Annotated in this window: 10 protein-coding genes; 8 read left to right on the top strand and 2 right to left on the bottom strand. The window is 31.9% G+C overall.

What is annotated here, in order from left to right:
- The 7 genes from AAC053_RS07765 to AAC053_RS07735 all read left to right on the top strand — a co-directional run.
- A partial coding sequence (locus AAC053_RS07765) for a hypothetical protein (protein WP_339754972.1) occupies positions 1-300 on the top strand: 300 nt, incomplete at its 5' end.
- Entirely contained in the window at positions 300-1,349 is a 1,050-nt protein-coding gene (locus tag AAC053_RS07760; RefSeq protein WP_339754970.1) for a hypothetical protein, read from the top strand. The genes AAC053_RS07765 and AAC053_RS07760, both read left to right, overlap by 1 nt.
- Before the next feature lie 89 nt (positions 1,350-1,438).
- Complete coding sequence (locus tag AAC053_RS07755; RefSeq protein WP_339754967.1) at positions 1,439-3,400, top strand: AAA family ATPase; 1,962 nt, start codon at positions 1,439-1,441, stop codon at positions 3,398-3,400.
- Between the two features lie 4 nt (positions 3,401-3,404).
- Entirely contained in the window at positions 3,405-3,983 is a 579-nt protein-coding gene (locus AAC053_RS07750; RefSeq protein ID WP_339754964.1) for an NUDIX domain-containing protein, read from the top strand.
- A gap of 53 nt (positions 3,984-4,036) precedes the next feature.
- Complete coding sequence (locus tag AAC053_RS07745) at positions 4,037-5,272, top strand: DUF6638 family protein (protein WP_339754961.1); 1,236 nt, start codon at positions 4,037-4,039, stop codon at positions 5,270-5,272.
- Positions 5,273-5,313: 41 nt separating this feature from the next.
- The gene (locus tag AAC053_RS07740) at positions 5,314-5,850 is read left to right on the top strand and encodes a hypothetical protein (RefSeq protein WP_339754956.1); all 537 of its coding nucleotides are present in this window, start codon (positions 5,314-5,316) and stop codon (positions 5,848-5,850) included.
- Between the two features lie 116 nt (positions 5,851-5,966).
- Positions 5,967-7,661, top strand: a complete 1,695-nt coding sequence (locus AAC053_RS07735; protein WP_339754953.1) for a hypothetical protein — start codon at positions 5,967-5,969, stop codon at positions 7,659-7,661.
- Positions 7,662-7,748: 87 nt separating this feature from the next.
- Here AAC053_RS07735 and AAC053_RS07730 read toward each other — a convergent pair whose 3' ends face one another.
- Both AAC053_RS07730 and AAC053_RS07725 read right to left on the bottom strand, forming a co-directional pair.
- Positions 7,749-8,213: a GNAT family N-acetyltransferase gene (locus tag AAC053_RS07730; RefSeq protein WP_339754950.1), complete on the bottom strand. Its 465-nt coding sequence runs from the start codon at positions 8,211-8,213 to the stop codon at positions 7,749-7,751.
- Positions 8,203-9,216 (bottom strand): formimidoylglutamase, encoded by a 1,014-nt coding sequence (locus AAC053_RS07725; RefSeq protein WP_339754947.1) that lies wholly within the window; start codon positions 9,214-9,216, stop codon positions 8,203-8,205. Before AAC053_RS07725 ends, AAC053_RS07730 begins: the two co-directional genes overlap by 11 nt.
- A gap of 100 nt (positions 9,217-9,316) precedes the next feature.
- Here AAC053_RS07725 and AAC053_RS07720 point away from each other — a divergent pair, with 100 nt between their 5' ends.
- Positions 9,317-10,204, top strand: a complete 888-nt coding sequence (locus AAC053_RS07720) for a chromosome partitioning protein ParA (RefSeq protein ID WP_339754945.1) — start codon at positions 9,317-9,319, stop codon at positions 10,202-10,204.
- The last annotated feature ends 42 nt before the right edge of the window (positions 10,205-10,246 follow it).

Here is a 10,246-nt window from a genome sequence, read left to right as displayed (position 1 = left end):
ATTATCTTTTTGTTTTTTTGGACATGTTGGGGGAAAGAGACTATTGAGTATAATGAAGAATTTCTGAAAATTAAGAAAACATTATTTGGTTTAGGATATAGGAAAGAAATAAGTATTCATAATATTAGCTCAATATCGATTAATAATAATCCTGAATATGGAGTGTTTTTTGTGATAAAAAATGGAAAAGTAAGTGTTAACACATCAGAAAAAGTCTATAATGTTGGTTTAGGTATCAATAAAAAGAATGCAATAGAAATTATATCACTTCTTAATGAAAGCGTCCTAAATAATAAATAATGATAGTTACACCATTAGATTCAGCCGTATTAGATTCTAAAGAACAGTACGTGTTCTATCACAAAATGATAGATTTTTCTCTCAAAGAACTTATTGTAGCTGTACAACAAAAGCAAATACTAAATAAGCAAGAGGTACTGTTATTTAAGCAATACAGTGATTTACTGTTGTATTCCATCGAAGCCATGCGTGTAAAATACATGTACGACGAAGAAGAAAACATGAAAGTGGATCTAACGGATTCTAGTTTCCCAAATTACTTAGAGTTCCGTTATTTATTCAACGATTTAGAATTACGCGAAGACTATTTAGGCAAACTTACAGGTGTAGATACTTTAAAAGAAGAATTTTTAGACACGCTAATGCGAAAGAAAGAACCAATTGCTAAGCGAAAACTCTTTCAAGCGGCTTCAATAGTATATTATGCATCTGCCAAAAAAGAATATATTTTTAATCGTTTTGTACAAGGTAAAATTATAACTGCACCAGAAGGTTCAGTTGCAGAGTATTTAGTAAGTTGGAGTTTCTATGATGTATCTCACAATAGACCATTTATTTGTTATATGTATTTTAATTATGATGGAAGCAACCCTATTAAGGAGAGAAGCGAAATATATAATATATTAAAAGCAGTAGCAGACAGAAAAATGTCTTTAGATACAATGGCTTACGGAATAGACAAACGCTTGCCTAAAGTATTTCCGAAGCTTATAAAACGTGTCGATTTAGGTCCTATTCATAATGTGTTTGCTAAAGACGAAAACAAAGTCACACATGCCATTTTACAAGGCATAGCAAATAAGGAAATTCCTTTAGAGTCTTATGCGATTTCTTTTAAAATAGATGAACTAAAATCTGGTAGCGAATTTAAAGAAGGAGGGTTTTTTAGCAAACAAACCTTTCAAAGATGGGACGCAATGTTCAGGCAACGCTATGTCTTTGCACCACACAGAATTATACAATTGCTATACAATAAAACACCAGAAATTATGAATAAGTTGGCTCAAAGTCCTATTCAAATTTCTGAATTGACTATTAATAATAAGTAACGTCATAACGAGGAACGAATAGACGTGGTTATCTGTCCAAAAAGGAAGAGATTGCTTCATTTCATTCACAATGACGAAAAAAATAAAAAATGGAACATAACTCAACTTTTCCAATAAAACAAAACGAACTAGATATGCTTCGAGATGAAGCTACATCCTATTTAAAATCTATTCAATGGGAACAGAGTCAACGTGCTAAAAATAAAGATAACAACGGAAAAGATGAATCTATTTTATTGTATCTATCACGCGCCAATAATGGGAGTAACGTCGCTGTAACCTCAGTATCTAAAACGATATTAGCTTTAAAAAAGAGATTGTTGCCAGAATCGGTTGCACTTCCTATTTATTTAAATCAAACCTTATTTGCTGTCCAAGAAGGATTAACACTTGGAATTTGGATTAAGGATAGCTTTTATGATGCGTCAGGTTTATCTAGTCTCAGCGAAAACAAATCGGCATTAGATAACTCAGGAAAACGAGAATACGAAAGTAAAATGCATACAGCTACCGCATATATGTTGTTTGCTACAGCTTATAAAATCTTGCACGATTTAAAACCACATGCTTCCGATGATTTATCTGTGATGAAGCAGAAGTTTGCAGGTATTCCGGAAGTGTCGCTTATGACACCATTAAAAGGAATTTCGTGCCAATTGTTTTATTACGACAAGTATTTGGGGCATCCAGAAATTATCAAATCAGATAAAGATGTTATTGATTTTACAGTTGTTTATTTTGAGGCTTTAATAGATGAAATTCAATTACGAAAAAGCAGCTTAGAATATACAGAAACTATTGTTGATAGAACTTATAAACTCGAAAAATCTGACTTTGCTGTTTCTGGTTGGGATAACGTATTTCAAGGAACTGCAAAAAGTATTGAATTTAATAAAATTCAATTCGAACAAATCGTTGGAAACAAAGATGCAAAGCATTTTGGACGTCGATTGACCGAACGAATGTTGAGTTACGATTTTGAGGCAAAGAAAAATCCGTTTCAAGAACTTGGTGGTTTTATGCCAGTGTTTATGGGTTATGGAATTCCAGGAACTGGAAAAAGTATGTTGATTGCAGCTATTGCAACGAGACTGAAAGAACATTCTGATCATTTAGACATTCCATTTTTATTTCACCCAATGCCAGATACGTTAATAAGTACGTTTCAAGGTGGTTCTGCCGAAAAAATGGTAGAGTGGATGAAACCTATGCAAGATCCAACCAAATTAATTTTCGCACCAATTGATGATGCAGAGAATAATTTACAAGAACGAACAGCACAAGGTGTTTCGGCTGGTGTAAAAGAAGTAATTGGAGTATTTTTAAGATACACAGAAGGTGCCTATGCTGTTAATTATGGTAACAGTTCCATTGGCTTGTTTACCAATTTGCCAGAAATGTTAGATAAAGCAGTAATTTCTCGTGTACAAGGACGATTTAAAATTGATGGAGCACGTACAGAGCACGATTTTGTAGATCAAGATTATATATGGTGGAAGAAGTTGAAAGACACCATGCCAGGTTTTGTAAATATGGACGATCCGGAAACCTATAAGTATTTAGCAGATCAAGGTTTAGCTAAAACAATGGGAGAAATTCTAAATGCTGTTGAAAAACCTTCAGAAGATCGTGTTCATGAAACTTTTGATAAAGTTGAAAAACTTCATGAAGCAGAAGATCACATGTTTTATGCAGCTCTGTATAAAGAGATTCAGAAGATATTTCCGTTTTTCTCATCGAGAGATGTTCGTAATATTCAATCGGCAATTTCATTGCGTTTAACCGATTTTGATTTAGAAAAAGATTGGTTCGAAAATCCTGATAAGTATTTCAAAAAGAATTATGAAACCAAATTTAATATGCTTCAAGAATTAATGAAAGGAAATATGAAAGGCTTAAACTTTTCAGATATTAGAAGACAAGAAGTGATACGCTATTTAGATAATGTAGCAACTATTGCAGATACAGACTTTAAACGGAAAGTAGATGCAAGAGTTAACCAGTTGAATATTGAAACAGAGGCAAGAGAACAGTTCGATAAAAGAAGTTAGTTAAATGCAAAACCTAAAAAATATAAATAAAACAACCCTATCTAAAGATTGGGCAATATTAGATAGAATAAATTACGATTACCAATTTAAAAATGGAAACTGGAAACGTTTATCTAGAGAAACCTATAATCGTGGAAATGGTGCAGCAATATTGTTATACAACACAGTAAAAGGAACTGTGATTTTAACCAAGCAATTTAGAATGCCAGCCTATGAAAACGATAATAGCGATGGTATGTCTATAGAAACATGTGCTGGCGCGATAGATAATAATGACAATCCTTTAGAAACCATAATAAGAGAAACAGAAGAAGAGGTTGGGTATAAAATAAGTAATGCCAAACAAGTACTTACGGCTTATACATCTCCAGGTGCGTTAACTGAAAAAATGTACTTGTTTGTGGCAGAATATAATGATGAAATGAAGATAAATGAAGGAGGAGGATTAGATAGTGAAAATGAAGAAATTGAAGTATTAGAACTATCCTTTTCTAAAGCTATTGAAATGATTAAGAATGAAGAGATTATTGACGCAAAAACAATTATGCTATTACAATATACTCAAATTAATAAGTTATTGTAACACCTATATATTAGAATAAGATAAAAATAGATTACCGCTTTTGCGGCAACAAGATGCAAAAACTAAAAAAAGCAAACTTATATCAAAGCGAACTTATTCCTGTTAGAGGAAAACTAGTAGAGCGTTATAATAAATGCCTAAAAACACTCGGCTTTTCTGAAACTAAACTCAAATTATTTTCTATTGATGGAGTAGGTTGGAGTCCAGAAGTTGCTCTAGAGAAGAAGGATGTTCAGTACCTTAATCATGGAGATGCGAATCCGCATGGTATCATCATTTCACCTTTGCAAAAAGGAAAACCCGTATATCTACCATTTCATTCGTTCGATAAAGAAATGATGCAACATGTCTTTAGAACACACGGACAAAAGATTAATGATATTACGAGGGATTCGGCAATTTGTATTGATTTTGACCAAGATATCGATGTGTTTTATGAACCTTTAGACATCCTAAAATATGATGATGTTAATATCACATTTCGATTAATTGATAATCTCGAAAAAAAGCAAAAAGAGCAACTAAAACTTATAGATAAGTTTAGAACTGATAATAACTTCATTGATGAAAGTATTCATCAACAATTATTAGACTCGGCTAATACCGTTGGTGATTTACGCGACAGAGATTTGAGCCTACACCCTTTACATTTTACAACAGGCTCTTTTTTTACACGAGCCTTTGGTGGAGTCTATCTCCTTAGAGATTTTATAAAGCCAATAATAGTTTTTGAAAGTAAGGAAGTTTATAAAGAAGCCATTAAAGATACAATACATGATGTGTTAATATATCATATATCCCAGCCAGAATTAATAGATAAGCTAAAAGACCATCTTATTATTGAATGTAATTTAGAATCTGTGGTAAAGACACCAAATTACGATAGAATAAAAAAGTTTGAACTCAATCAATTTTTAAAAGATACACAGCATCCAATAAAAGATATTTTAAATGATAAAGTATTATTTAAAAGCTATCTGAATAAAATTGATATTAAGGCACGTAAACAAGTAATGGGTGTAGAATTGTATCTTGAAAAACTAGAGCGCAGTAATGCTTTTAAAATTGAAAATATCATTGATCAATCCTTATATTTTGCTTTACACCAGCCACATTCTTCATTATCTTCTCAGCATCGCGATTTAATAGATAAGCTATTAATTAACATTTCACCAAAAGATACCCTCTTTCTGTATTGGTATGACAAAGAACAGTTTTATAAGAGTTATGAGACTTGGGATGACTCCTTTAAAGACTGGGTAATAGAACGTATTAGTAACAATATTTGAGAAATTTAGACTAATTTTATAAGAACCTTAAATACAACAAGATGGGAATAGAACTCGTAATATTTATAGCAGCAATTTTATTCGGAATATTTCTTTACTGGAGAGAATCTAACAGTAATAGTGTATATCGGTTTTTAAATAAAATAATGAATAGCAAAGATCTGCAAATGAAAGCGGATAATCCAAAAGGGTTTGTATACAGACAGGCACTTTTACCACGTATCATTTTTATTGTTAGCTTGGTTTTAGTTGCAGCTTTAATTGTTGAGTTTTTAACACCTCTTCCTGTTTTTTCTAGTTATAATGGGATTTCTGCTTTTGCATCTTTTGCCGCTGGAACACTTTTAGGAACCTATTTAGCTAATTTTGTTATTAAAACCTCAGAAGTTGTTGAAGAAAAAACTGATTCTATTGGTGATATGGTAGAGGGCGCAGTAGAAAAAGGAAAAGATTTTATTGAAGATTTAAAAACTAAAGATACTGATAGTGTAGAAGAAATAGAAAATAAAATTGATTCTAAACCAGAAGTTGAAAAGCAAAGTGCACGTGACCGATTAAAGGATAAAGGTCTAATGTAATACGTCATTACGAGGAATAAAATGACGAAGTAATCTCATTATTTGAAACTATAACTAATAACAAACAGATTGCCAAAGCTGAAAAAAAATCAGCTTCGCAATGACAATTATATACAATGATAAAATCATACTGGAATAAAGGAAAAAAGCAAAAAACCATAACCATCATTGTTGGGTTGATCTTGCTTATACTACTCTTTGTATTACGCGACGATTATCAACCAGCGTTACTATTTGTAAGAAAGTATCTCTTTATTATTATAGTGAGCTTACTGGTCTTAATTTTTGGTCTTCGTAAATTTAGAAAAACATCAAAAACAGGAAGTCGCTTAAGTATCTTAGCATTATTGATTGTGTTTTTCGGATTGCTTTATGTTTTTGGTTGGCATTATAAAATGTACGATTATATGAAAACGTACAATGTTTTTAACAGCCTCAATAAAGTAGAAATAAACGAATTGCCATTAACACAAAATGAACGAATTCAACCGTTACGAAATGTTTTCTCAATGGCAAATGAAAGTGTTGGTGAAACCAAAGATGTATCTCTTCCACATTTAGTTAGAATTGGTACGGAGAATAAATGGACAATGGCAATTCAGCCGAGTGAAAAATACATTATGCAACGTATTAGTGATAATACCGAAGAAGTATTTTCTGTAAGCAGTACAACACCATTCCCAAGGTTTTCTAATGAAAACAGAATTTCAGTAACCTTTTCAATTGGTGAATCTTTAAAATTTAGTAGAAACACATATAACGCAGTAGTACAGCGTTTTAATCCTTGGATGCTTTTTAATTACGAGCCAAGTGATACGTTTTACATGCAAAACGATTCTGAGGCATGGGTACAAGTGGTAAGCTTAATTAAATGGAAAGGTTTCTTTTTTCCATATCCAACCTTTGGAGGAGTAATGATTATAGATAATGGTGAACACGATTTTAATGATTATATGGAACGTATAACAATCGGAAAAGGAACATTTGTAAGTCCAGATGAAATTAAAAATTACCCCTTCTTAACCAAGCAAAATACATTATCGGAAAAAGTATCTCAACTGCAAGCAGAATCTTTAAAGTTTTTGGGTGGATTTAGCGATCCTTTACCTTGGAATATGGAAACAGCAGTTAAGATTCCATTAATGCCAAAAGATCAAAATCAACAACCTTATGTTACAGATTTTGATTTCTCGGGCTCAAATTCAGATGCGTACAGCGGACTTTATCAGTGGTTTGGCTTAGAGCCAGTAGGTGATGAGCGTACCAGTTTAAGTTATAGTGTCTTTATTCCTGCTGATGGTACAGATAAAATGTATTATTACGATCATGCAACTAAAAAACAGGGTTATGCAGGTGTTTCTGCTATGCCTTTAAAAGTTAAAGAATCTCGTAAGGAATACGATTGGAATGCAAGTACACCTGTTGAATTTAGGCCCTATATTAAAGATATTGCTGGGAGAAAACGTATGTTTTTCTTAGGAACAATATCATCTATTAGTGATACTGATGCGCAACAATTTGATGGCTCTGCAACACCAGATTTGGTATTGATAGATAGTGAGTATAGAGACGTAATTTGGATAGATGTTAAACATCCTAGTACTTGGGAAGAAACGGTTTATGGTCAATTAAACGAGGCATGGAGAGCTAGTGAAGGTATTGGTTATTATTACAAAAAAGAAACAAAGGACGAAGACATAATGGCACAGGCTTTAGATTCTTTAAAAACGATTCCTAAAGTTGAAGATAATACAGTTAAGATTAAAGCTTTACAACGTCAATTAGATTCTTTGAAGGCGGTAGGAAATTAATAATATAATATATTTTACTTTTGAAAGGAATTAAAAACGTTAAGATTGGTGAACCTCAACGAGGTTTCTAGAATTTGATAGTGAAAATTAAAAGTCTAATACCATCTTTATATCACTACGTTTATAAGGACTATCTTTTTCAAGCTGTAATTCAATAAAGCCATATTTTCTATAAAGGTAGATTGCATTTTCTAATTTAGTATTAGAGTAGAGGAGTAGTGCCTTTAATTTCTGTCTTTTTCCAAAATCTATGCAATATTGTAATAAGTGCTGCCCAATATTTTGTCCACGTTTCCCAGGCAACACAGCCATTTTTGTGAGCTCTAAAATTCCTTTTGTACCTGTTGGCATTAATGCTACAGTGCCAACAATTTTATCTTCCATCATCGCAAAGAAAATAAAACCGTCTTTGTTAATAATGTATTTATTTGGTTGTCTTAACACTTCTTCATCAAAAGGCTCTACATAAAAAAAGGTTTTAAGCCATTCAATATTTAAATCGTAGAAATTTTGAGAGTACTTGGTTTCAAAATCAATAATCTTAATTGCCATATGCTCTAATAAAATCAGTTATTAAGTAGCTGATAAGTTTGCCAACCTTAGTTTCTGTCTTTTTGGTTGGTGCAGCTTCACAGATATGTAAATAGCTTACATTTTTATGTTGCCCAAAATAATTCACAAACTGTCTAGCTTGTTTTACACTAAATCCACTAGGAGATATTGCACTACTCGGCATATTTGCAATAGCATCGCAGTCTATTTCAATTCCAAATTTCTTTTCAGAAACGTAGTTTAGAGCCATTTCTAATTCAGCATTAAAATCTAATTCTTTTCTAACTTCAATAGCTTCATACGTATTGTATTTAATTCCTTTGAGTTTCTTCATGGTATTAAACACTATTTCTGATGTATAATTTTCATGAAGTCCGAAGATGAAATAATTTTTCAAAAATCCTTCAGCAAAAGCATAACTAAATCCATTTCCACTATGTCGTCCTTCTTCTGCTCTAAAATCTGTATGTGCATCAAAGTTGACAACATTTACTTTTCCGTTATTGGCCAACGAGCAACCTTTAAGGTTTCCGTAAGCGTTATTATGACCACCTCCAATGATGATTGGAGTCTTGCCCGCTTTAATAATTGTTGATACAATATGCGCTACATCTTTGTCAATATATTCTACGATTGCTCTAGCCTTGGAAATATTTTTCTTTGAAGGCTCTAATTTTACCAATTTTCTATCTTCCGAATAATCTAAATGACCTAATATTAAAACTCGTTTAGCATTTGTTTGGCTATTACTTTGAATATTTAATAAAGTTTTTATTGTTGCGTCCCAAGCTTTGTAAGCTCCTGTTTTTCCGTAATTTGCGTAAACACCAATATCTTCAGAAATACCAAATACAACAAAGTCAACATCTAAATTAACAATGTTATCGTATATGTTAGTGAGGTTAGGTATTAACTGAATATGATCTCCAAATTTTGATTCTCCTTTACGCGCTTTTAAAAGTGTATCGCGATCTTTAAGCGTAAATGAAATGAGATTTTGCATTAGAATATTTAATTAAAATAATAGAATAAAAGTACAGTTTTATTTAATTACTTTGATCTCAACAATAAATAAAAAACAATAACTTAAAAACTTACAAATTATGGAAGGTTCACAAAAAACAAGTACAGGACTAAAAGTTGGATTAGGGATACTATTAGTTTTATTTTTAGGAACTGCATTTTATGCTTCTAAGCTTTACAGTGATAAACAAGAAACTGAAAAAACCTTGGTTAGCGAAAAACAACAAGTAATGAATGATCTTAACAATATGGCGAAAGAGTATGATGCTGCTATAGCTGAGAGTGAAATAAAAAATCAAGATTTAGTTGCTGCAAGAGACCGTATTCAAGGTTTAATGGATTCTTTAAAAGTATCTCAGAATAGTGTGAATAGTTTATGGAGATATAAAAAGAAATTTATGTCTTTACAAGAAGAGATGGACGTTTTACTAACAGAGAACGACCGTTTAAAAGGAGAGAATGAATACTTAGCGACTTCTTTAGATAGTACACAAGTGCAATTGGCAGAGCGTACTTTGTTTACAGATTCTTTATTAGTGCAGAATACTGAATTAGCAACAGTTGTAAGTGATGCAGCAGCATTACAAACAGTTGGGTTAATAGGAATGGGAGTTCTTGAGAGAAGTAGCGGAAAGCAAATACCAATGGAGAGAGCAAGACGAAGTGACAAAATTAAAGTTTGCTTTACTGTAGCTAAAAATATGCTTACCGAAGCTGGTGATAAAGAATTATATGTACAAGTTATAGATCCTAAGAACAATGTGTTAGGTGCTAATGACCAAGTGCAATTTGAAGATCAGGTTTTAAACTATAGCCTAATTAGTAGATTTAATTATGAGAACAGAAACTTGAATATCTGTGAATATGTTTTACCATTAGAAGATTCTAAGTTTGAAACCGGACGTTATAAAATAAATGTATTTAATGATAAAGAGTTAATTTCTTCTTCAGAATTTGTATTGAAATAAGAATTGATTATTTGATTGATAGCTAAAAATCTGGAAGTTTAC

The organism is uncultured Winogradskyella sp. (assembly GCF_963975125.1).
In the GTDB taxonomy this organism is placed as follows: domain Bacteria; phylum Bacteroidota; class Bacteroidia; order Flavobacteriales; family Flavobacteriaceae; genus Winogradskyella.
The sequence above is the reverse complement of the archived record's forward strand: the minus strand, read 5'-3'. Positions and strand labels throughout refer to the sequence as shown.